Here is a 20,343-nt window from a genome sequence, read left to right on the forward strand (position 1 = left end):
ATGTAGCCTCGCCCATTCTCCTGACGAAAGGCCGACTTCCCATGACCACGCAAACCGCGATCCTCGCCGGCGGCTGTTTCTGGGGCGTCCAGGACCTGCTGCGCCGCTATCCCGGGGTGATCAAGACCCGCGTCGGCTATTCCGGCGGCGACGTGCCCAACGCCACCTACCGCAACCACGGCACCCACGCCGAGGCGATCGAGATCGTCTTCGACCCGGCCGTGATCAGCTATCGCCGGATCCTGGAGTTCTTCTTCCAGATCCACGACCCGACCACCCTGAACCGCCAGGGCAACGACAAGGGCCTCAGCTACCGCTCGGCGATCTTCTACCTGGACGACGAGCAGAAGCGCGTGGCCGAGGAGACCATCGAGGACGTCGACGCCTCGGGCCTGTGGCCGGGCAAGGTGGTGACCGAGGTCGCCCCCGCCGGACCGTTCTGGGAGGCCGAGCCCGAGCACCAGGATTACCTGGAGCGCATCCCCAACGGCTACACCTGCCACTTCATCCGGCCGGACTGGAAGCTGCCGACCAAGGCCGAGCGCGCCGGCGTCGGCTAGTCCGCCCGCCGCGCTATCGCTCCAGTGCGCATTTCGCCGCGGCCGGGCCTTCCCCCGGTCGCGGTTTGCGCTAATGTCGCAAGTCCATTCATTGCGGGGCCACGGGGGGATTCTCTCTGACGGCGGCGGCCCTGGGACCTGGACCGAGATATGAAGCTTACCATCGAGCGGGCGGCGCTGCTGAAGGCGCTGGGTCACGTGCAGAGCGTCGTCGAACGCCGCAACACCATCCCGATCCTGTCGAACATCCTGCTGTCGGCCGACCGCGACACCCTGTCGTTCTCGGCCACCGACCTGGACATGGAGATCATCGACGAGGGCCTGGCCCAGATCGACCAGCCCGGCCAGATCACCGCCCCGGCCCACACGCTCTATGAAATCGTCCGCAAGCTGCCCGACGGCTCGGACGTCTCGCTCAGCTTCAGCGGCGACGACCCCCGTCTGGTGATCCAGGCCGGCCGCTCGCGCTTCAACCTGCCGGTCCTGCCGGCCGGCGACTTCCCGGTGATGAGCAGCGATGGCCTGTCGGGCCGCATCTCTGTCGACACCAACGAGCTGATCCGGCTGATCGACAAGACCCGCTTCGCGATCTCGACCGAAGAGACCCGCTACTATCTGAACGGCCTGTACCTGCACACCGTCAACGACGGCGGCGTGACCAAGCTGCGCGCCGTGGCCACCGACGGCCACCGCCTGGCCCTGGCCGAGATGGACGCCCCTGAGGGCGCCGCCGGCCTGCCCGGCGTGATCGTGCCCCGCAAGACCATCCAGGAGGCCCGCCGCCTGATGGAATCGGCCGGCGAGCAGGTCGACCTGCAGATCAGCGCCCAGAAGATCCGCTTCGAGTTCGGCCGCGCGGCCCTGACCTCCAAGGTCATCGACGGCGCCTTCCCGGACTATCTGCGCGTCATCCCGCGCGACAACGCCAAGATCCTGACCCTGGACAACGACCTGTTCGCCAAGGCCGTCGACCGTGTTGCCACCATCTCGGCCGAGAAGAGCCGTTCGGTGAAGCTGGCCGTCGAGCCGGGCCGCATCACCCTGACCGTGCGCAACATGGAGGCCGGCCAGGCCGTGGAAGAGGTCGAGGTCGACTACGACGGCGAGGCTTTCGAGATCGGCTTCAACGCCCGCTACCTGCTGGATGTCTGCGGTCAGATCGGCGGCCCGATCGCCGAGTTCCGCTTCGCCGACCCGGCCTCGCCCACCCTGGTGGTCGATCCGACGGACCCCGGCGTGAAGTACGTGCTGATGCCGCTGCGGGTCTAAGCCCCGCCGACATCGCCGGAAGGAGAACGGGCGCCGCGTGCGCCCGTTTTGCTGCCTGGACCACACCAGATGTGTGTATTCGCACACGAATGGCGCACCTTACGCCACATCGGCGCGAGGCGCCTCGCGGCAAGATCGCGGTCGAACGTGACCACGGTCTCCCGAGGTTCCCATGGCCAGAAAGACGCACGAGACGTGGCAGTTGCGGCTTCTGCCGCTGATGATGGCGTTCGTCGTCGGGGCGGCGGTGTTCTTCAGCGCCGTCGTGCTGTGGCGTTTCGTGGCGATGGACGACCAGTTGGCCGCGCCTCGGGGCGGGATCGAGGCCCTGGGCGCCCTGCCCGCTGGACTGGGCGACGACGCCAAGGCGGCCCTGGCGCTGGAGCGCTACCTCATCGAGCGGCGCTACGACCAGGCCTCGCTGATCGTGCGGGCCCGCCTGTGGACCCGTTTCGTCGGCTTCATCACCGGCATGCTGCTGGCCCTGGTGGGCGCGACCTTCGTTCTGGGCAAGCTGGAAGAACCCCAAGCCAGCCAGGCCTCGGGCACGGCGGAAGTCGCCGGCCACAAGCTGGGTTTCGCCCTTTCCAGCGCCTCGCCCGGCATCGTCCTGGCCATGCTCGGCACGGTCCTGATGGCGCTGACCATCGCCATCCCCGGCCAGGCCAGCACCCAGGACGCGGCCATCTACTACCACGGCGGGAACCCGCTCGGCGTCGTGGCCGATCCGGGCCTTCCAGACCCCTCGCCCCCATGCCCGCCAGGCGAGACCGATCCCTTCAAATGCCTGCCCGAGCAGGTCCCAGAGAGCCAAAGGAGCAAGTCATGACCCATTCCCTTCGCGGGCCGGGAGCGATCGCTCTCGCCCTGATCCTCACGGCGTCCCTGCCGGCGGCGGCGGCCGCGGCCGAACCCGCCGAGGTCGCCCAAGGCGGCGCCTACTTCAACAGCAAGAACTATGAGATGGCCTTCAGGACCCTCAAGCCGTACCGGGCCAGGACGCCCGGGACGCTGAAGGTGGACTTCATGCTCTCCGCCAGCGCCTGCCGGATCGACTATCCGGGCCTGCCGGCCTGGGGCAAGTCCGGCCTGACGTTCCTGCCCACCCGCTACAAGGTGGACGCCCCGACGAACCAACTCATCGAATGGTACAAATCGAACTGCGGACGGGGCGCGCAGAAGCCGACGAACTACGCCGCCATGACCGGCGGCACCTCCGGGACCTTCATGGAGGCCTTCCTGAAGGACCTGGCGGCTTCGAGCCTGGACAAGGGAACCGCCGCGACGGCGGCCGACGCGACCCTCGCCGCCCCGGGGAACACGGCGTTGCGCGACGCCGGCGCGACCAGCGCCCTGCGGAACGGTTCGGTCCAGGCCCCGGCGGCGGCCAAGCTCGGCGCCGCCGGGGCGCTGAACCGGCAGTAGGACCGCTCGCACACATGCGAGCATGACCTCCGCGACGCCCGTCGCGCGTCGGCCTTCATGTCCTAGAGATGGAAGGGAAGGCGCACGACGGACGTCCTGGGACCACGCCCCGGTCCGAAGACGGCCTTCAGGCGATGCCCAGCACCCGCACGGCCAGCCACAGCGCGCCGCAGACGATCGCCCAGCCGGTGGCGACGCCGAGTTCCGGGTGGTCCCGCCACCATTGGCGCCGAGCGCCCAAAGCCTTGAGTTTCACGTGCCCCCTCCCCAGGGTTTGTTACCGTTATTCATGCGCGACATAATGACTCGCGCAAGCAACCTCCGGTGTTACGCGATCGTCACATATTGGCCCGTTCTTGTCGCCCCCGTCGCCCATGCTAATGTCCGTTTCATAAGAAAACGGGAGAAGCGCATGGCGAAGATCAGCTACATGACGGTCGGCTCGAACAAGCTGGAGGCGGCCAAGGCCTTCTACGACGACCTGCTGGGCTCGATCGGCATGAAGGGGGTCTATGACCATCCGTCCGGCGGGCGGCTCTATCGCGGCAAGGGCACGGGCCTGTTCGGGGTGCTGGGTCCGTACGACGGCAATCCGGCCTGCGTCGGCAACGGCATGATGGGCGGGTTCGACTTCGAGACCCGCGAGGAGGTCGACGCCTTCCACGCCCGGGCCATCGAACTGGGCGGCTCGTGCGAGGGCGGCCCGGGCGAGCGGATGCCGGGCGCCTATTTCGCCTATTTCCGCGACCTCGATGGCAACAAGCTGTGCGGCTACAAGTTCGGCTGACGCCACCAGCTGAGCTGGCGCCATGGCGATGAGGCGGAAACGGGCGCCTGGGAGCGCCCGTTTTTGCTCCCGAACTCGATGTGCGCAATCGCACATAAATGGAGAGAGGCACGTCACAGCCAGCCGGGCGGCGTCGAGGCACGGTCACGGCCGGACCAAGGAAGCCCTCCGCGACGGCGACGCCCCGATCGTCCGCGCGGGTTCCTTAAAGCCAAGGAACAGCCCATGACCTCTCGCCTCAAATCCGGTCTGGTCGCCGTCGCCCTGATCGCGGCCTGCCCGCCCGCTCCCGCCCTGGCCGCAAAGGCCGCCAGGCCCGTCGATCCTCCCGAAGTCCAGCGAGGCCGGGCCTTCTTCGAGAACTGGGAGTACGAGCGCGCCTTCAACACGCTCGTGCCCTACCGCCACAAGGCGGGCGGCACGCCGCAGGTCGATTTCCTGATCGCCGCCAGCGCCTGCAAGATCGCGCAAAAGGACCTGCCCGCCAGGGGCAGGGTGGCCCTGGCCTCCCTGCCGGATCGCTACGAGGGGACCAGGGCGTGGGAGGCGTGGCGCCAACCCGCCAGCGAAGCCCTGCGCACCTGCGGCCAGGACCTGCAAAGGCCGATCTTTGTCGCGGGCTCGGCCGGCGTCTCCGGCAAGTTCATCGGCAAGCCCCCGGAGGACTCGACCCCGCCGCCCAGCGCGATGGTGGACGAGGCCCTGCCCGAGCCCGCCGCGCCGGAGGAGGAGGTCGCCGCGGCGGCCGAGACCGCACCGCAGGCCGCTCCGCAGAAGGGGACCAAGTCGAACTCCCGGAAGCTGCGCAACGCCATGGCCGGCATCGCCGCCACCGCGGCCGCCGCCTTCCTGAGCAGCCTGGCCGAGAACGCCGGCGCGGCGGCGGCGGAGAAGTTCAAGGATCCCGGCGACCAGGAGGCCGACAAGTAGAAGGTTCCGCACGTCTGGAGCGGGCCCTTGATGCCGATCCGGACCTGAGCCCCTATATCCTCGCCGGACGCGTTCGGCGCCGGCGAGGAGCATCTCATGAGCATGGATTTGAGCGGCCGCGCGGCCCTGGTCACCGGCGCGTCGTCGGGCTTCGGCGAGGCCGTGGCCCTGGGCCTGGCCAAGGCCGGCGCCAAGGTGGCCCTGGCCGCCCGCCGCGAGGACCGCCTGCGCGACCTGGCCGCGCGCATCCAGGCCGCCGGCGGCGAGGCCCACGTGATCGTCGCCGACTTCACCCAGGAAGACCAAGCCCAGCGCGCGGTCCGCGAGGCCGAGGCCGCGTTCGGTCGGCTGGACATCCTGATCAACAACGCAGGGGTCATGTACCTGGAGCCCGTGGCCACGGCCGACCTCGCCCGCTGGCGCTCGATGCTGGAGCTGAACCTGCTGGGCCTGATCGCCGCCACCCAGGCCGCCCTGCCCGGCATGACCGCCCGCAAGGACGGCCACATCGTCAACATCGCCTCGACCGCGGCCCACGTCGCCAATCCGATGGCGGCGGCCTATTCGGCCACCAAGTTCGGCGTGGCGGGCTTCTCGGAAGCCCTGCGCAAGGAGGTCCACAAGGACAATATCCGAGTGTCGGTGATCTCGCCCGGCATGGCCGCCACCGAGCTGCGCGACCACATCGCCGTGCCGGCCGTCCAGAGCGCCGTCAACAAGTCGGCCGCCGCCATGCGCCAGCTGACCGCCGAGGACGTGGCCGACGCCATCCTCTACACCGTCAGCCGCCCGCCCCACGTGATGATCAACGAGATCCTGATGCGCTCGACAGACCAGGAGCGCTAGGCCTGGCCCGAGCCAAGATTCCGTCTCCATCCCAACGCGCGTCCGCCACGATCCAGGCGCAGAGCGGTTGCATCCCGCAAGGAGATCGCCATGCGCCTGGCCTGGGAAAGACTCGCCGCCGTCCTCTTCAGCGGAGCCGCCTGGCTCCTGGTCCTGCTGGTGGGGCCGCACCTGGCCCACGCCCTGCGCGGACCGCCCCGCCTGGTGGCCCACGCCGGGTTCAGCCGGCGCCGCGACCAGGGCTGATCGCATTTAGCGCTGCGGCGCGAATAGGCTAGAACCCCCCGGTGAGCCGCGCCGCCCTGCTGTCCCTAACCCTGACCGACTTCCGCTCGTACGAGCGCGCGACCCTGCGGCCGGACGGCGCCAGCGTGTATCTGTTCGGGGCCAACGGGGCGGGCAAGACCAACCTCTTGGAGGCGATCAGCCTGCTGTCGCCCGGCAAGGGCCTGCGCGGCTCCAGCCTGACCGAGGTGGGCCGGCGCCTGCCCGGCGAGACCGTCGGCCGGGCCTGGGCCGTGGCGGCGGAAGCCCAGTCTGGCGAAGACGAGCCCGTCCGCCTGGGCACCGGCGTCGAGCTGGCCGGCGCCGCCCGCCGGGTCGTCCGCATCGAGGGCGAGACCGTCCCGCCCGGCCGCCTCGCGGACCACGTGCGGCCGATCTGGCTGACCCCGGCCCAGGACCGGCTGTTCCTCGAGGCCGCCTCCGAGCGCCGCAAGTTCTTCGACCGCCTGGTGTTCGCCGGCGAGCCCGACCACGCCCGCCACGCCAACGCCTACGACAAGGCCCAGCGCGAGCGCATGCGGCTGCTGACCGACGCCGCCGAGAGCGGCCAGCCGGCCGACACCGTGTGGCTGACGGCGCTGGAGGCCCGCCTCGGCCAGGCCGGCGCCCTGATGGCGGGGGCCCGGGCCCGCACCCTGCTGGCCCTGCAGGCCGAGATCGACACCCGCGGCGACCGCCCCTTCCCCCGCGCCCGCCTGGCCCTGACCGGCGAGTGGGAAGCCATGGCGCTGGAGGGCGCGGACGCCGCCGAGATCGAGCATCGCCTGGCCGCCGCCCTGGCCGCCGCGAGGCCCCGCGACGGGGCCGCCGGACGCGCCCTGACCGGCCCGCACCGGGGCGATCTGGCCATCCATCACGTCGACAAGGACCGTCCGGCCGCCGAATGTTCGACCGGGGAGCAGAAAGCGCTGATTCTGAACCTGGTTTTGGCGCAGGCCTCGCGACTTTCGCGTGCGAAGGACGCCCCGAATCCTATAGTGTTGCTCGACGAAGTCGCCGCGCATCTCGACCTGAAAAGGCGAGCCGCCCTGGCCGACGAAATCACGGCGCTCGGCCTGCAGGCTTTTCTGACAGGCACCGACGAGTCGCTGTTCGACCATCTGAAAGGTCGGGCTCTGGGCGTTCGCGTCAGCGAACGGGGCCTGACCGCATTGGAAGACGTATGACCGAAGAGACCAAAGGCCAAAACTCGGAAGATCGCCTGACGACGGCGGACGGCTCGGAGATGTCGGCCCCCGAAGTGATGACGGGCGAGTACGGCGCCGATTCCATCAAGGTGCTCAAGGGCCTGGACGCGGTGCGAAAGCGCCCCGGCATGTACATCGGCGACACCGATGACGGCTCGGGCCTGCACCACATGGTCTACGAGGTGGTCGACAACGCCATCGACGAGGCCCTGGCCGGCCACGCCACCAAGGTGGAGGTGATCCTCAACGCGGACGGCTCGGTGACGGTCACCGACGACGGCCGCGGCATCCCGGTGGGCATCCACGAGGGCGAGGGCGTCAGCGCGGCCGAGGTCATCATGACCCAGCTGCACGCCGGCGGTAAGTTCGACCAGAACAGCTACAAGGTCTCGGGCGGCCTGCACGGCGTGGGCGTGTCGGTGGTCAACGCGCTCAGCGACTGGCTGGAACTGAAGATCCACCGCGACGGCCACAGCCACCAGATGCGCTTCGAGCGCGGCGACGCGGTGACCTCGCTGAAGGTGACCGGCGACTCGCCCGTCCGCACCGAGGGCCCCAAGGCCGGCGAGGTGCTGACCGGCACCGAGGTGACCTTCTTCCCGTCCAAGGACACCTTCGCCTTCATCGATTTCGACCGGAAGACCCTGGAGCACCGCCTGCGCGAGCTGGCGTTCCTGAACTCGGGCGTGACCATCTGGTTCAAGGACGAGCGCGACGCCGAGCCGTGGGTCGAGAAGCTGCACTACGAGGGCGGCATCGAGGCCTTCGTGCGCCACCTGGACAAGGCCAAGACCCCGCTGCTGAAGACCCCGATCGTCATCCGCGGCAAGAAGGACAAGGTCGAGGTCGACCTGGCCGTCTGGTGGAACGACAGCTACCACGAGCACATGCTGTGCTTCACCAACAACATCCCCCAGCGGGACGGCGGCACGCACTTGTCGGCCTTCCGGGGCGCGCTGACGCGCATCATCACCAACTACGCCGAGAGCTCGGGCATCACCAAGAAGGAGAAGGTCAATGTCGGGGGCGAGGACGCCCGCGAAGGCCTGACCTGCGTGCTGTCGGTCAAGGTGCCGGACCCCAAGTTCAGCTCGCAGACCAAGGACAAGCTGGTTTCGTCCGAAGTGCGGCCGGCCGTCGAGAGCCTGGTGCAGGAAGGCCTGGCCACCTGGTTCGAGGAGCACCCGAACGAGGCCAAGGCCATCGTCTCCAAGATCGCCGAGGCCGCCGCGGCCCGTGAAGCGGCCCGCAAGGCCCGCGAACTGACCCGCCGCAAGAGCGCCCTCGACATCACTTCGTTGCCGGGAAAGCTCGCGGATTGCTCCGAACGCGACCCGGCCAAGTCCGAGATCTTCATCGTCGAGGGCGACTCGGCCGGCGGCTCGGCCAAGCAGGCCCGCAACCGCGACAACCAGGCCGTCCTGCCCCTGCGCGGCAAGATCCTGAACGTCGAGCGCGCCCGCTTCGACAAGATGCTGTCGTCCGACCAGATCGGCACGCTGATCACGGCCCTGGGGGCCGGCATCGGCCGCGACGACTTCAACCCGGACAAGGTGCGCTACCACAAGATCGTGCTGATGACCGACGCCGACGTCGACGGCGCCCACATCCGCACCCTGCTGCTGACCTTCTTCTACCGGCAGATGCCGGAGCTGATCGAGCGCGGCTACATCTACATCGCCCAGCCGCCGCTCTACAAAGCCGCCAAGGGCAAGTCGTCGCGCTACCTGAAGGACGACGCCGAGATGGACGCCTTCCTGGTGGACGAGGGCGTGGACGGCGCCGAGCTGGACCTGGCCGGCGGCGAGCGCCGCACCGGCGCGGACCTCCTGGCCCTGGTCCAGCTGGCCCGCCAGGCCAAGGGCAACATCGATCGCCTGGCCCAGCGCGCCCCGGCCTTCGCCGTCGAGCAGGCGGCCCTGGCCGGCCTGTTCGGCGACAAGCCCGACATCGCCGCCGCGGCCAGACGCCTTGATCTGTATGCGGAAGAAGGCGACGGCCCGTGGTCGGGCGAGCGCGGCGACACCGCCTTCGTCTTCAAGCGCATCCGTCGCGGCGTCACCGAGACCGTGGTCCTGGACGACGGCCTGCTGCACGCCGCCGACGCCCGCCGCCTGGCCGAACGCGCCGGCGCCCTGGCCGAGGTCTTCTCGGGCTCGGCGATCTTCCGCCGCAAGGACAAATCGACCACCGTGCGCGGCCCGCTCGACCTGGTCGGCGCGGTGCTGGACGCCGGCCGCAAGGGCCTGTCGATCCAGCGCTACAAGGGCCTGGGCGAGATGAACCCCGAGCAGCTGTGGGAAACCACCCTCGACGTCGAGGCCCGCACCCTGCTGCAGGTCCGCGTCAACCACGCCGACGACGCCGACGACATGTTCAGCCGCCTGATGGGCGACCTGGTCGAGCCGCGGCGGGAGTTCATCCAGGAGAACGCCCTGGACGCGGAGGTGGACGTCTAGCGTCGGCCTCGCCGACGACCGAAGCTCGAGGGGTCGGCGCGAGCCGGCCCCTTTCGCGTTTTCGGACTTCCAGGCCGGCGGCCTCAGTCGTCCGTGAAATAGTCCGCGATCGCGGCGTCCACGGACTCCAGTTCGAACCCCGGCGAGCCGGCGCGTTCCAAGGCGTGGCGGATCTGCCAGGCGCTGCGGCCGACGTGGATGCCCATGCCGCGCAGCTCCTCGACGATGGCGGCGCGGGTGGCGTCGTCGACCGACTTGTTGTTCTCCAGCCGCGCCTGGTCCAGCCGCCAGCCGAAATAGGTGTCGGGCGTCAGTTCGATCACCGCGCCGGGGGCCGGCAGCCATTCGTAGATGGCGCAGCGGCGGTCGACGGCCGCGTCCACATAGTTGGCCAGGCAGTTGCGGTAGCGGCGGGCGGCGTCGCGGATGGCCGCCACGGTCTCCAGCGGCCGCAGACGCTCCGTACCCGGATGAGGCGGCTTGGGCAGTTCGCGGCGGAAGTCGTCGGCCACCAGGTTGAACAGGGTCTTGGCGGTGGGCGCGCGGGTCCAGACGGCGATCCGCTCGGCCAGCACCGCCTCGGGCAGGCGGCGGGCCAGCAGGGCATGGGCCTCGGCCAGCAGCTTGGCCTGGGCGGCGCTGACCCGCACGGCCGCCCCGCCGGCGTCGCGCAGCGGTCGCGGCAGGGCGCCCAGGGTCCGCACCTGCAGCGGATCGATCCGGTCGGCGTGGCGCAGGGTCTTGGCCGGCTTGGGATCGGCCAGCAGGGCGACCAGGACGCGGTAGTCCTCGGGCGTCCAGGCGATCTCGCCCAGCCGCTCCAGCGCCCGGGCCAGGCCCTCGGGGGCCGGATCCAACACCAGGCGCACGGCCTTGCGCAGCGGGGCCTCGAGCAGCAGGTCGACGTCGACCGGCGGCCGGCCCCCATGCTTTTCGGCGGCCTCCGTCGCCAGCATCAGGCAGATCAGGTGTCGTCGCGCCGTCGGGGCGGTGACGAAGGGCGTATGCGGCGCGGGCCACAGGGCGGCCAGCACGCCCGCATAGGCGGGCGCGATCAGGCGCAGCAGGGGCGAGGCGAGCTCGGTCGCCTGGGCCAGAACGAGGGTGGTCATCGATAGCTCCCGGCGACGGCCGGGGCGGTCGTCGCTAGCGGTGTTGGTGGTCTTGCGGACGAAGCGGGCGCGGCTCGCACGACGCGCGCCATCGCACCGGGATCGGTGGCTTGTATGGCTGGGCGGCGTTCAAGGTCATGCGGCGGCGGCTTCCTGAGTTGGGCGCTGGACGGAAGGCGCTGATCTCACGAATCGTCGGGCGCGGACAAGGCGTCCGCGCGGTCGGAGGCGACTTGGCCTCGGCCTTGTGGCTCGAAGGACACGGTTCGATGAACGCGACCGGCCGACCGCGCCTGTCGGGCGGGCGCTTGCGCGGCTCCTCGTATAGGCATACATATAGCACGCTATATACATTTGAGGCCGCCATGACCCAGGACACCCTCGCCGACCTCGGACCCGCCTTCCTGGGCAGCCGGCTCAAGCGGCTTTCCGACCGGCTGCAGGCCGAGGCCACCGCCGTGCTCCAGGCCCACGACCTGCCGATCCAGCCGGCCCAGCAGGTGGTGCTCGGCGCCCTGAAGCGCGACGGCGCCCTGACGATCGGGGCCCTGGCCCAGCGGCTGGGGATTAGCCAGCCGACCATCACCCGCACCGTCCAGGGCCTGGTGGACCAGGGGCTGCTGGCCGTCAGCCGCGAGGCCCGCGACATGCGCCACAAGACCCTGTCCCTGACCGACGAAGGCGCGCGGGTGATCGGCGACGCCCAGCGCGAGGTCTGGCCGCGCGTGGCCGCGGCGGTGTCGCAGCTGTGCGGCGGACGGGAACAGGCCCTGCTGGACCAGATCGCGGGGGTGGAGGCCGGGCTGGATGCCCGGTCGCTGCTGGACCGCGTCCGGGCGGCCGACGGCCTGACCGTCCTCGACTACGCCGACGACCTGGCCCAGGCCTTCCACGACATCAACGCCGAATGGATCTCGCGGATGTTCGCCCTCGAGGAGAACGACATCCGCCTGCTGGAAGACCCGCGCGGCCTGATCATCGACAGGGGCGGGGCAGTGCTGTTCGCCCGGACGCCCGACCTGGGCGTGGTGGGCACCTGCGCGATCATGCGGATGAAGGACGGTTGGTACGAGCTGACCAAGATGGGCGTGCTGGAGGCGGCGCGCGGCCGCAAGGTCGGCGAGTTCCTGCTGGCGGCGGCGATCGAGCGCGCCAAGGCCATGGGCGTGGCCGACCGGCTCTACCTGCTGACCAACAAGAAGTGCGCGGCGGCCATCCATCTCTACGAGAAGCTGGGCTTCCAGCACGACGCCGAGATCATGGCCCTGTTCGGCAGCCGCTACGAGCGGTGCGACGTGGCGATGCGGTATCGGGGTTAGGCCGAAACCTGCGCCGCCACGGCCTTCAGCACAGTCTTGGCCGCGTTCGGGTCCAGCCGGACCTGCAGGCCGCGCTGGCCGCCGTTGATGTAGACGCGATCCTCCGCCAGGGCGTCGGCCTCGATCACCGCCGGCAGGGCCTTCCTCTGGCCGAAGGGGCTGATGCCGCCGACCTTGTAGCCGCTGAACCGTTCGGCGTCGGCGGGCTTCATCATCTGGGCCGACTTGCCGCCGACGGCGGCGGCCAGCTTCTTCATGGCCACCTCGCGGTCGGAGGGCACGATGACCAGCACCGGCTTGCCGTCGACCAGAGCCATCAGGGTCTTGAGCACCCGGCCGGGATCCTCGCCCAGGGCCGCGGCGGCGGCCAGGCCGATGCTGTCGGCGTCCGGGTCGTAGTCGTAGGCGTGGACGGTGAAGTCGACCCCGGCCTTGGTCAGGGTCTGGGTGGCGGGCGTGGTGCGGGACATGGCGTCACTATAGCCAAGCCCGCCCGCGCCGAGCCAGAGCCAGGACACCCACACTTAGGCAAACCCTCCGTTGTCATCCCGGAAGCCTCGCAGAGGCTGTCCGGGATCCAGGGGACTGGGCCAATGCGGTGCGGTCCACCTGGGTCCCGGACAGCCTCTGCGAGGCTTCCGGGATGACAACGAAAGGGTGAGCCCTACTTCGGGCAGATCGCGTCGCCCTCGTTGGAGGCCAGGCGCACCTCGGTCAGCGAGACCCCGAACGGCGCGGTCGTGCCGATCACGAACGGGGCGGTGACGTGGTCCATCTTGGCGCCGACCGCCTGGAAGCAGGACAGCTTGATCTTGGCGCTGCGCCATTCGCCCGGCTTGGCGGCCTTGACCAGGTTCGAGACGTCCAGGGTGCCGGCGCACGAGGCGTCGTCGGCGCAGCCGATGCTCATCGTCACCGGGGCGGCCGGCGGGGCGTCGATCCGATAACGGACCATCACCGCCATATCGCCGGTGGTCTGGCGCGACAGGTCGACCGGCGGACCGTGGATGGCCAGCATGCCCTGGCCGGTCCAGGCGACCTGACGGGCGTTCTCCTGGGCCCCGGCGTCGATCGTCTTGACCGATCCCGCCCCCAGGAAGTCCATCCGCCACGGCGCGGGCAGGCGGCCGTCGACGAAGTAGCGGTCGACGCTGCCGGCGGCGGCCACGTTGCCCGGGTCCTCGGCCAGGGTCCCGACCTGGCCGGGCTGGGCGTAGGACAGGCCGTAGCCGTAGGCGAACTGCGGGTCGTAGCCGGGCTGGCCGCGGTTCAGCGGACCCTGGTCGGCGCGCTTGGGCCACGAGAAGCCCAGCTTGCCCTGGAAGTCGCGGGCGGGCTTGCCGCCCTTGCCCGCCACCAGCACGTCGGCGACGCCGCCGCCTTCGCTGCCCGGCAGCCAGGCGGCCACGAAGGCGTCCGAGGCGTTGATCTCGGGGTTCACCCACAGCGGGCGGCCCGACAGGAACACCGAGACGACCGGGATCCCCTGCGCCTTCAGCTTCTTGAGCAGGGCCAGGTCGGTCTTGTCGCCCAGCTGATAGCCCAGGTGGGCGACGTCGCCTTGGAACTCCGCGTAGGGGTCTTCGCCGAACACGACGATGGCGACGTCGGGCTTGGTCTTGAACTGGCCGTTCGGCGCCAGCTCGGCCTGGCCGCCGGCCGCCGTCACCGCCTGCTCGATCCCGCCCCAGATCGACTGGCCGTGCGGGAAGTCGCTGTTCTTGTTGCCCGTGCCCTGCCAGGTCAGGGTCCAGCCGCCCGAGGCCTTGCCGATGTCGTCGGCGGCGCCGGCCACCAGCACCCTGGCGCCCGGCTTGACCGGCAGCACGCCGTCGTTCTTCAGCAGCACCAGCGACTTGGCCACGGCCTCGCGGGCGATGGCCCGGTGATCGGCCGCGCCCAGGCGGTCGAGCTTGCCCTGGACGGTCGGCGCCACGCGCTCGAACAGCCCGGCCTTGACCTTGACCCGCAGGATGCGGCGCACGGCGTCGTCCAGCCGCGCCATCGGGATCTCGCCCGACTTCACCTGGACCAGGGTGTTGTCGTAGAGGCCCTTCCAGCTGTCGGGGGCCATGTACATGTCCAGGCCCGCGTTCATCGCCTGCGGGCAGCTGGTGTTGGTGCAGCCCGGCAATTGTCCGTGGGCGTTCCAATCGCTGACCACGAAGCCCTGGAAGCCCATCCTGCCCTTGAGCACGTCGGTCAGCAGGGTCTTGTTGCCGGTGATCTTCTGGCCGTTCCAGCTGGAGAACGAGGCCATCACCGTCAGGATGCCGGCGTCGATGCTGGGCGGATAGCCCTGGGCGTGGATGGCCACCAGCTCCTGTTCGGAGATCCGGGCGTCGCCCTGGTCCTTGCCGTCCTCGGTGCCGCCGTCGGCCAGGAAGTGCTTGGCCGAGCCGGCGATGTGGCCGGCGCCCAGGGTCTGGCCGGGCTTCAGCTCGCCCTGCAGGCCCAGGGTCATGGGGCCGGAATAGGACTTCACCACCTCGGGATCCTCGGCGTAGCCCTCATAGCTGCGGCCCCAGCGGTCGTCGCGCGGCACGGCCACGGTTGGGCCGAAGGTCCAGTCGCCGCCGACCACCGCCACCTCCTCGCCGGTGGCCTGGCCGATGCGGCGGATCAGGGCGGGGTCGCGCATGGCGCCCAGGCCGATGTTGTGCGGGAAGATCGTGGCCCCGACGATGTTGTTGTGTCCGTGCACGGCGTCGATGCCGAACATGATCGGGATCGGGGTGTGGCCGGGGCGCGGGGCCAGGGCTTCCTCGCGATAGGCGTCGACCAGGTCGATCCAGGCCTTCGGCGGGGCGCGGTCGTCGCCGCCGGGCGCCGAGTTGCCGCCGGCCAGGATCGAGCCCAGCGGATATTTCTCGAGATCGGCCGGGGTCATCGAGGCGATGTCGCCCTGGATGGTCTGCCCGACCTTCTCCTCGACGCTCATCTTGGCCATCAGCTGGGTGATGAAGGCCTCGGTCTTGGCGTCGGTGATCGCCGCCGGGCTGGCCGCCGCGGGCCACTGCGCCGGATGGGCGACGGTCGACGCCGCCGGGTTCGACTGGGCGAAGGCGGCCGTGCCAGCCAAGCCGGTCGAGGCGACGAGGGCCGAAATCAGCAGGCGACGAGGCGAAACGGTCATTCAACACCTTCGAGAAGCGGCCCGCGCGACAGGTGCGCGGGCGGACATTGCGCGGCAAAGAACCGGCGCGACGGGGAGAACGTCGTCGCGCCGGAGTTTGGAGAGCCCCCGATGAAGGGCATCCAGTCGCGCCGACGTCGGAGGGGTCTGACGGCGGCGTGTCGTCCCCGCCGACGGATCGGCGCTGGAATGGGACGCAGAGGAATTCTTGTGACGCCGCTCGCCGCTGTCGGGCGCGCTGGCGCGGGCTCTAGGTGTTTCCTCCCTGATACGGAGGCTGCCGCCCCTCTTCACGGCCTTGACTGCACCATGGATTGACAGCGCTGTCCAGAGATTTGATAGCGGTACCTTGCCGGGCGGCGTCAGGCCATGGCGGCCTCCGCGGCCCACATGCCGTGGCGTTTGAGATAGTCGGCGTGGCCGGGCATGGCCTCGACCCGGCGGGCGACCAGGGCCTTCATGTTGCGGAAGCCCTCGGCGATCGCCCGGCTGTCCTGATCCGCCACCAGCGGCGAATAGGACCGCGGATGCACGCCCTGCCCCAGCAGCACCGCCAGCCAGGAGGTCGGAGTGAACATCTCGTCGGGATGGATGACCAGCTGGCCGCGCTCGCGGAACAGCTCGATCCGCTCGGCCAGCGAGTCCGGGATGGGCATCTGGCGCACATAGGACCACAGGGCCGCGTCGTCACGGACGGTGGCCTTGTAGTGCAGGACCAGGAAGTCGCGGATCGTCTCCATGTCGACCTGGATGCGGCGGTTGTAGACGTCGCGGTTGGCCGGCGAGAACGACCGGTCGGGGAAGTGCTGCAGCAGCTTGTTGATGCTGGCCTGGATCAGATGGATGCTGGTGGACTCCAGGGGCTCCATGAACCCGCTGGACAGGCCGATGGCGACGACGTTCTTGTCCCACATCTTGCGGCGGCGGCCGGTGTTGAACCGCAGCAGGCGCGGCTCGGCCAGGGGCTCGCTCTCCAGGTTCGCCGTCAGGGTCGCCACGGCGGCCTCGTCCGAGATGAAGCGGCTGGAATAGACGTAGCCGTTGCCGACCCGGTGCTGCAGCGGGATGCGCCACTGCCAGCCGGCCTCGCGGGCGGTCGAGGTGGTGTAGGGCGACAGCGGTCCGCGCAGGGCGCAGGGCGCGGCGGCGGCCCGGTCCATCGGCAGAAGGTCCGACCAGTCCTCGTAGCCGGCCTTCAGGGTCTGCTCGATCAGCAGGCCGCGGAAACCCGAGCAGTCTATGAACAGGTCACCCTCGACGACCTGGCCGGACTTCAGCCGCAGGGCGGTGACGAAACCGGTCTCGGGATGCTGGTCGACCTGGACGACCTCGCCCTCGGTGCGCGCGACGCCCAGCGTCTGGGCGAAGCGGCGCAGGTACTGGCCGTAGAGAATGGTGTCGAAATGATAGGCGAAGCCGAAGGTCGACATCGGGTCGCGCGGATCGTCGCTCTGCCGGTCGAACCGGCCGGCCTTGGCGGCCTGGGCGCACAGCGAATAGTCGGCCAGGTCGAGGGCGCCGCCCTCGTGGTCCAGCTTCAGCCAGTACTGGAAGAAGTGGCCCAGCTCGGCGTTGAGGCCGTAGACCCCGAACGGATGGAAATAGGACTGGCCCAACCGGCCCCAGTCGCGGAACTGGATGCCCAGCTTGTAGGTGGCCTGGGTCTCGCGCATGAACTCAGCCTCGTCCAGGCCCAGCATGGCGTTGAAGAGGCGGATCGGCGGGATCGTGGCTTCACCGACGCCGACGACGCCGATGTCCTGGGATTCGACGACCTGGATGCGGTAGCGGCGGTCGAGGCCGCGCGCCAGGGCGGCGGCGGTCATCCATCCGGCGCTTCCGCCCCCGACGATGACGATGTTCTGGATCCAGTTTCCGTCAGACATCTCGCCGTCCCTCCAGCTTGGTGACGTCCCGTCGCCCGGCGATCCTGAGCCGGGCGGCGGCGACGCTCAAGGGCGTCGGCCATGGCCCCGCGAAGGGCCATGGCCGGGCCTTGCCTCGGCGCTAGCGGCCGAAGCGGTAGCGGAGTCCGAACGTCACGCGGCGGTCGCCCGACACGAAACGGAAGGGCAGTTCGGAGAACTGCAGGTAGGCCTTGTTGTCTTCCTTGGTCAGGTTCGAACCCTCCAACGTCACCTTCAGGTCCTTGGTGATGTCGTAGGCGATCTGGCCGTCCAGCTGACCATAGGCCTCGTTGAAAATCCCCAGCCTGTGGGTGTCCGGGTTGGCGCCGAAGCTGAAGGCGCCCAGGTAGGCCTTGTCACGCCAGGCGTAGGACAGGCGGGTCGAGAAGGGACCGCGCTCGAAATAGCCCAGGACGTTGAAGGCGTGCTTGGACACGCCGGGGATCGGCAGGTTCTTGGAGAAGTCGGTGAACTCGGGCGATTTGGAGTCCGAGTAGGTGTAGTTGGCCGTGAAGCCGAACCCGTTCTCGAACGCGTACTGCGCCTGGGCTTCCAGACCCTTGATCTCGCCGCCCTCGCCGTTGACCACCGAGTCGAACGTACCGGTCGTGGCCCCCGCCACCGACTGGTCCTTCACCGTCACCGGGAAGGTCTCGGGGACGATGAACGAGTCGATGCTCTTGTAGAACACGCCCGCCGAGACCAGGCCCTGGCTGCCGAAATAGTGCTCCCAGGTCAGGTCGAACTGCGACGCGCGGAACGGATCGAGGTCCGGGTTGCCGCCGCTGCCGTTGGTGTAGAGGAACTTGTCGAAGTTCGGCCCCGGGGTGGACGAGCGGGTGAAGTTGTACGACGCGCCCTGGCCCAGCTGGAACAGGTTCTGGGCGGCCACGACGCGGGCGCCGCTGGCGCGGACCTTGTCCTGGTCGGTGACGTTGAACACCGCGTTGATCTGCGGCAGGACGTCCGTGTACTCGCGCACCGTCCGTTCGCTGTCCGGGTTCTTCAGGATGCCGTTCCAGCTGTCGGTGCCCCACCACAGCGGGGTCACCGGCGTGTTGGACGAGTCGATGACCAGCTTGGTGTGCACCACCCGGACGCCGGCGTTGATGTGGTAGCCGTCGTCGCCGAGGTCGGCCATCACATAGCCCGAGGTCGTCTCGTCCTTGATTTTGAAGGACTCGATCGGGTCGCGGTAGAAGGCGAACTTGGTCGACGGATACAGGCCCTGGATCCAGCCGACCGGGTTCTTCATCTGCCCATAGTCCTGGAAGAGCGCGTTCACGCCGTGGACGTTGTCGGTGACGGCGCGGTTCGGGGCCGTGGCTGCGGTCTGGTACGGCGTGTTCACCGCGACCGAGTTGCCGAAGCGCGAACAGCCGTAGAAGGCGATGTCGCACTTCTTCAGGCCGATCGCGCCGTCCTGGAAGTAGCCCAGCGGGGTCCAGTCGACGAACACCCCGTGGTCGGTGGTGCCCTGGGCGCTGGCCGGCAGCTCGCCCTTGCCCGAGAGGTCGTTCAGGTAGCGGCCGTAGTCCGAGGTGACCTTGTCTTCCGAGTAACGCAGACCGGCGCTGAGCAGCATGTTTGCGCCTTCGCCGAACTCAGGACGGTAGTGCAGGTCACCGGTGATGGCCTTGTTGTCCAGCTCGGTCTTGTCGCCGAACGCCCAGTGCGACTTGAAGAACACCGAGCTCGGCGTCGTCATGGCGGTGGCTAGGTTGGCCGCCGGCGTGAACATCGGATAGGCGCCGTTCGTGAAGCTATAGGTCGCGGTGGCCGGGGCGGTGGCGTTAGGGGCGAAGCCCGCGACGCCGTCACGCACGGTGTACTGCGTGTAGCGCGTATCGACCTGGGCCGAGTTGGACTTGTAGTCGGTCTTCGACCAGGCCGCGCGGGCCTCGCCGCTCCAGCGGTCGGTCCCCTTCCAGTCCAGGGCGAACTGCACGTTGTCGGTCTTGGACTTGGCGTTCTTGGCGAAGGTGTCGCCTTCCGAGGAATTGGCGGTCACCGTGCCCGACTGCAGGACGTCGTTGCTGCTCTTCACCAGCCCCTGCGAGTTGTACATCGCGTTTTCGTTGGCGTAGGCCCACTTCAGCGAGTGCTCGCCCGTGAAGATCTTCAGGTCCGAGTGGAACCAGTCGGCCGTCAGGGTCACGGTGTCGGAGATGTTCCAGTCCGCGTTCAGCGAGAAGGCGGTGCGCTTGCGCTCCTGGTGGCGGTTGTTGCTGTAGCGGTATTCCGGCGACCAGAGGTTGGTCGAGCCGGTCTGGACCTGGTTGTTGCCCGTCGCGGTGGGGCGGTTCAGATAGGCCCAGCCGCCGCGGTTCTCACCGCTGAGCACCTCGGTGTTGATCCAGTTCTCGTCGTAGGTGAAGCTGCCCAGCAGCCCGAAGTCGGGCGTGATCTTGTAGCCGATCACCGCCGAGAGGTTCGGCTTCAGCTTGCCGTCGGTCGAGCCCTGGTTGCCCGCGACGTCCAGCGACGCGGTGAAGTCGTCGCTCATGTCCAGCGCTTTGCGGGTCTTCAGGTTGACCGTGCCGCCCAGGGCGCCGGCCAGCTGATCGACCTGGGGCGACTTGATCACGTCGACGCCGGCCAGCAGGTTGGACGGGATGCCTTCCAGCGAATTGGTCTGCTTGAGGTTGCCTTCGCCCAGGCGGAACGCTTCCAGGCCCGACAGGAAGGTGTCGCCGTTCAGCAGGGTGATGTTCTGGTCCAGACCGCGGATGCGGACCTTGGTGCCCTGGCCGTTCTCGCGGTCGATCTGCACGCCCGGCAGGCGCTGCAGCGACTCGGCGATGTTCTGGTCGGGGAACTTGCCCATGTCCTCGGCCGTGATCGACTCGATGATCTGGTCCGAGTTCTTCTTCAGGCTCAGGGCGTTGGCCAGCGAGGCCCGGAAGCCCGTGACGACGACTTCATCAACCTGGGATGGTTCCTCGTTCTTGGCCGGCGCGGCCTGGGCCAGCGCCTGCCCGGCGCTCAGCAGCACCATGGCCGAGGCGGCGCTGAGCAGAGCCGTGCGCGATCGATAAGACTTTGTAGTCATTGTGCATTCCCCTGATGTGCGGCAGCAGTTCTCGTTCTCGATCAGCAGAGCCGAACGAGCCAAGATGCG

At 69.2% G+C, this 20,343-nt stretch carries 17 protein-coding genes; 11 read left to right on the forward strand and 6 right to left on the reverse strand.

Features of this window, described 5'->3' with window-relative positions; genetic code table 11:
* Positions 1–41 precede the first annotated feature (41 nt).
* The 4 genes from msrA to BR39_RS0107020 all read left to right on the forward strand — a co-directional run bounded on the left by msrA (position 42) and on the right by BR39_RS0107020 (position 3,254).
* Entirely contained in the window at positions 42–560 is a 519-nt protein-coding gene (gene msrA / locus BR39_RS0107005; RefSeq protein WP_029909106.1) for a peptide-methionine (S)-S-oxide reductase MsrA, read from the forward strand.
* A gap of 150 nt (positions 561–710) precedes the next feature.
* Positions 711–1,829 carry a DNA polymerase III subunit beta gene (gene dnaN / locus BR39_RS0107010; protein WP_029909108.1) on the forward strand — a complete coding sequence of 373 codons (1,119 nt, stop codon included), beginning with the start codon at positions 711–713 and terminating at the stop codon, positions 1,827–1,829.
* Between the two features lie 172 nt (positions 1,830–2,001).
* Positions 2,002–2,658 carry a hypothetical protein gene (locus tag BR39_RS0107015; protein ID WP_156035604.1) on the forward strand — a complete coding sequence of 219 codons (657 nt, stop codon included), beginning with the start codon at positions 2,002–2,004 and terminating at the stop codon, positions 2,656–2,658.
* On the forward strand, positions 2,655–3,254 hold the full coding sequence (locus BR39_RS0107020) for a hypothetical protein (RefSeq protein WP_029909112.1): 600 nt from the start codon (positions 2,655–2,657) through the stop codon (positions 3,252–3,254). Before BR39_RS0107015 ends, BR39_RS0107020 begins: the two co-directional genes overlap by 4 nt.
* A gap of 127 nt (positions 3,255–3,381) precedes the next feature.
* On the opposite strand, the gene BR39_RS27260 is transcribed toward BR39_RS0107020, so the two are convergent.
* Positions 3,382–3,510, reverse strand: coding sequence for a hypothetical protein (locus BR39_RS27260; RefSeq protein ID WP_255347291.1), 129 nt, complete (start codon positions 3,508–3,510; stop codon positions 3,382–3,384).
* Between the two features lie 156 nt (positions 3,511–3,666).
* Here BR39_RS27260 and BR39_RS0107030 point away from each other — a divergent pair, with 156 nt between their 5' ends.
* The 6 genes from BR39_RS0107030 to gyrB all read left to right on the forward strand — a co-directional run bounded on the left by BR39_RS0107030 (position 3,667) and on the right by gyrB (position 9,748).
* Positions 3,667–4,041 (forward strand): VOC family protein, encoded by a 375-nt coding sequence (locus BR39_RS0107030; protein WP_029909113.1) that lies wholly within the window; start codon positions 3,667–3,669, stop codon positions 4,039–4,041.
* Positions 4,042–4,266: 225 nt separating this feature from the next.
* Positions 4,267–4,971, forward strand: coding sequence for a hypothetical protein (locus tag BR39_RS0107035; RefSeq protein WP_029909116.1), 705 nt, complete (start codon positions 4,267–4,269; stop codon positions 4,969–4,971).
* A 96-nt stretch (positions 4,972–5,067) separates the two neighbouring features.
* Positions 5,068–5,817 carry an SDR family NAD(P)-dependent oxidoreductase gene (locus BR39_RS0107040; RefSeq protein WP_029909118.1) on the forward strand — a complete coding sequence of 250 codons (750 nt, stop codon included), beginning with the start codon at positions 5,068–5,070 and terminating at the stop codon, positions 5,815–5,817.
* A gap of 90 nt (positions 5,818–5,907) precedes the next feature.
* Entirely contained in the window at positions 5,908–6,063 is a 156-nt protein-coding gene (locus BR39_RS26700; protein WP_197026651.1) for a hypothetical protein, read from the forward strand.
* A gap of 41 nt (positions 6,064–6,104) precedes the next feature.
* On the forward strand, positions 6,105–7,268 hold the full coding sequence (gene recF, locus BR39_RS0107050) for a DNA replication/repair protein RecF (protein ID WP_029909120.1): 1,164 nt from the start codon (positions 6,105–6,107) through the stop codon (positions 7,266–7,268).
* A 59-nt stretch (positions 7,269–7,327) separates the two neighbouring features.
* Complete coding sequence (gyrB, locus tag BR39_RS0107055) at positions 7,328–9,748, forward strand: DNA topoisomerase (ATP-hydrolyzing) subunit B (RefSeq protein WP_035018262.1); 2,421 nt, start codon at positions 7,328–7,330, stop codon at positions 9,746–9,748.
* A gap of 83 nt (positions 9,749–9,831) precedes the next feature.
* Here gyrB and BR39_RS0107060 read toward each other — a convergent pair whose 3' ends face one another.
* Positions 9,832–10,860, reverse strand: a complete 1,029-nt coding sequence (locus BR39_RS0107060) for a hypothetical protein (RefSeq protein WP_029909124.1) — start codon at positions 10,858–10,860, stop codon at positions 9,832–9,834.
* 365 nt (positions 10,861–11,225) lie between these two features.
* Between BR39_RS0107060 and BR39_RS0107065 the strand changes: the two genes are divergently transcribed.
* The gene (locus BR39_RS0107065) at positions 11,226–12,179 is read left to right on the forward strand and encodes a bifunctional helix-turn-helix transcriptional regulator/GNAT family N-acetyltransferase (protein ID WP_029909126.1); all 954 of its coding nucleotides are present in this window, start codon (positions 11,226–11,228) and stop codon (positions 12,177–12,179) included.
* Here the strand turns inward: BR39_RS0107065 and ybaK are convergent.
* From ybaK to BR39_RS0107085, 4 genes are all read right to left on the reverse strand, one after another.
* Positions 12,176–12,649, reverse strand: a complete 474-nt coding sequence (gene ybaK / locus BR39_RS0107070; RefSeq protein ID WP_029909128.1) for a Cys-tRNA(Pro) deacylase — start codon at positions 12,647–12,649, stop codon at positions 12,176–12,178. The genes BR39_RS0107065 and ybaK overlap by 4 nt on opposite strands.
* A 194-nt stretch (positions 12,650–12,843) precedes the next feature.
* Positions 12,844–15,315: an exo 1,3/1,4-beta-D-glucan glucohydrolase gene (locus tag BR39_RS0107075; protein WP_029909130.1), complete on the reverse strand. Its 2,472-nt coding sequence runs from the start codon at positions 15,313–15,315 to the stop codon at positions 12,844–12,846.
* Positions 15,316–15,677: 362 nt separating this feature from the next.
* Complete coding sequence (locus BR39_RS0107080; RefSeq protein ID WP_029909133.1) at positions 15,678–17,201, reverse strand: tryptophan halogenase family protein; 1,524 nt, start codon at positions 17,199–17,201, stop codon at positions 15,678–15,680.
* Between the two features lie 121 nt (positions 17,202–17,322).
* Complete coding sequence (locus BR39_RS0107085; protein WP_029909137.1) at positions 17,323–20,274, reverse strand: TonB-dependent receptor; 2,952 nt, start codon at positions 20,272–20,274, stop codon at positions 17,323–17,325.
* Positions 20,275–20,343 lie beyond the last annotated feature (69 nt).

Source organism: Caulobacter sp. UNC358MFTsu5.1, from assembly GCF_000712075.1.
Classification (GTDB): Bacteria; Pseudomonadota; Alphaproteobacteria; order Caulobacterales; family Caulobacteraceae; genus Caulobacter.